1 protein-coding gene and 1 pseudogene are annotated in these 1,513 nt (G+C 67.4%); both read right to left on the reverse strand.

The window, feature by feature from the left end:
• Positions 1-642 (reverse strand): annotated as a pseudogene (locus tag QN397_RS26540) (DNA polymerase Y family protein); the annotation flags it as partial.
• Positions 611-1,414 (reverse strand): translesion DNA synthesis-associated protein ImuA, encoded by an 804-nt coding sequence (gene imuA / locus QN397_RS26545; RefSeq protein WP_323502512.1) that lies wholly within the window; start codon positions 1,412-1,414, stop codon positions 611-613. The gene imuA and the pseudogene QN397_RS26540, both read right to left, overlap by 32 nt.
• Between the last annotated feature and the right edge of the window lie 99 nt (positions 1,415-1,513).

Raw genomic sequence — 1,513 nt, forward strand, 5'->3', positions numbered from 1 at the left:
CAACAAGCGGTTGGCCGACCACATGAGTTCATGCGCGTTCTCGGCCAGCGCCGGCAGTTCGAGCTTCTGGTCGAACACATCGGGCAAGGTAAGCCACGTGTGCTTCTCGGGGCGCAAGCCCCACGCCATGTCGAGCGTCTCACGCAGCGTCGTGCCGAAGCGCCGCGAAAGACCGCCGCGCGGCAGCGCCGCCACGTCGCCCCAGGTGCGGCAGCCCATGCGCTCCAGCACGTCGAGATGCTCCCGTGCAGCCGTGAGCGCGCCGAGCGGCAGGGCGGCCGGCACATCGACGGGCGGCTTGTGGCCGCGCGCGAACAGCCGCAGCCGTGCCAGCGCGATCAAGCCATTGGCGCCCTGCACTTTCTGGATGCGCGTGCCGGGCGCCGGGTTCCAAGCGGTCATCAGGCGCATCAACGACTGCTGCCCGCCCCAGAGCCGCTCGCAGGCCGAGACTTCGAGCAGGAGCGCTTCGTCGAGCCATGTGACACGCGGCGTGAATTGCAGCGCCCACCAGCCGAGGGTTTCGATGGAAGGAGGCGCAGCGACAGGCGTGTCGGCGGCTGGCGCGCCAGGCATCGGTGCCGTTGCAGCCACAGGTGCCCTGTCTTCTTCAGGCTGCCACCGCAATGCGATCCATTGCATTCGATTGCCCCTCCTTCCTGCGCAAGTCCAGACGAACCACGGTCGTGCCGGGATTTGCTTCTTCTTGCGCGCCTTGCAGTTCTTGCATGCGCCGCTTGCGCCGCAACTGGCTGGCGGCCAGCAACGCCGTCATGCGCTCGCTGCGGGCGGGCAAAGTCAAGGGCATTGCCAGCGGCGGGCCACGGCGCTTCAGCAAATGGACATCCATCTGCCCGCCTTCTGCCGGAACCACCTGCAGCCGCAACCGCGCCGGTGAAGCCGACTGCGCCATGGATTCAGGCCTGAAGACGAACAACAGCCCCTCATGCTGTGCCGCAGCGAGTTGCAGCCTGCGCAACTCGCCCACGCGCGCCTGCGGCAACCACGCCAGAACGCCCGCCACGTCGGCGCAACGCAAGGCCTGCTCGCAAGCCCAGAGCCGTGCGGCAGACGCCTCGCTGCGAACCCACATCAGCGCCTCGACCGGCAACCCCGCGGCGGCGAGCGCCGGGCCGAAGGGCTCGTAAGGTGCGCCGATCAATACCACCGGCCCGCCCCGCGTTTCGACCGCGCGAGACAGCACCGGCAGCAGCAGTTGCCAGACATGCGCTTCAGGTGCCGCCTGCAGCACCTCGGTCATCGCGCCGATCGGCCAGCCGCCCCCCGGCAGCTCGGCGTCGAGCGCGGGGTGGCCGGTGCCGAGCACGGGCATGTCGGCGCTGCCCAGCTCGTCACCGCGCCAGACGTTCTGGCGCGCGGACGGGGAAAAGGAGTCGAAGGAAGGGAGGCCCATGATGAATCGTTAACTGTATTTTTATAAGGGGTATCCTTTTAGCTCCAGCAACTGCACAATACTGGATGGATGTACAGATATTAGCGCCGACAGCGGTTA

The organism is Variovorax sp. RTB1 (assembly GCF_035018765.1).
Taxonomy (GTDB): domain Bacteria; phylum Pseudomonadota; class Gammaproteobacteria; order Burkholderiales; family Burkholderiaceae_C; genus Variovorax.

Excerpts from the sequence above, each read along its gene's own strand:
- imuA (WP_323502512.1), bottom strand. The coding sequence starts at position 1,414 with ATGGGCCTCCCTTCCTTCGACTCCTTTTCCCCGTCCGCGCGCCAGAAC.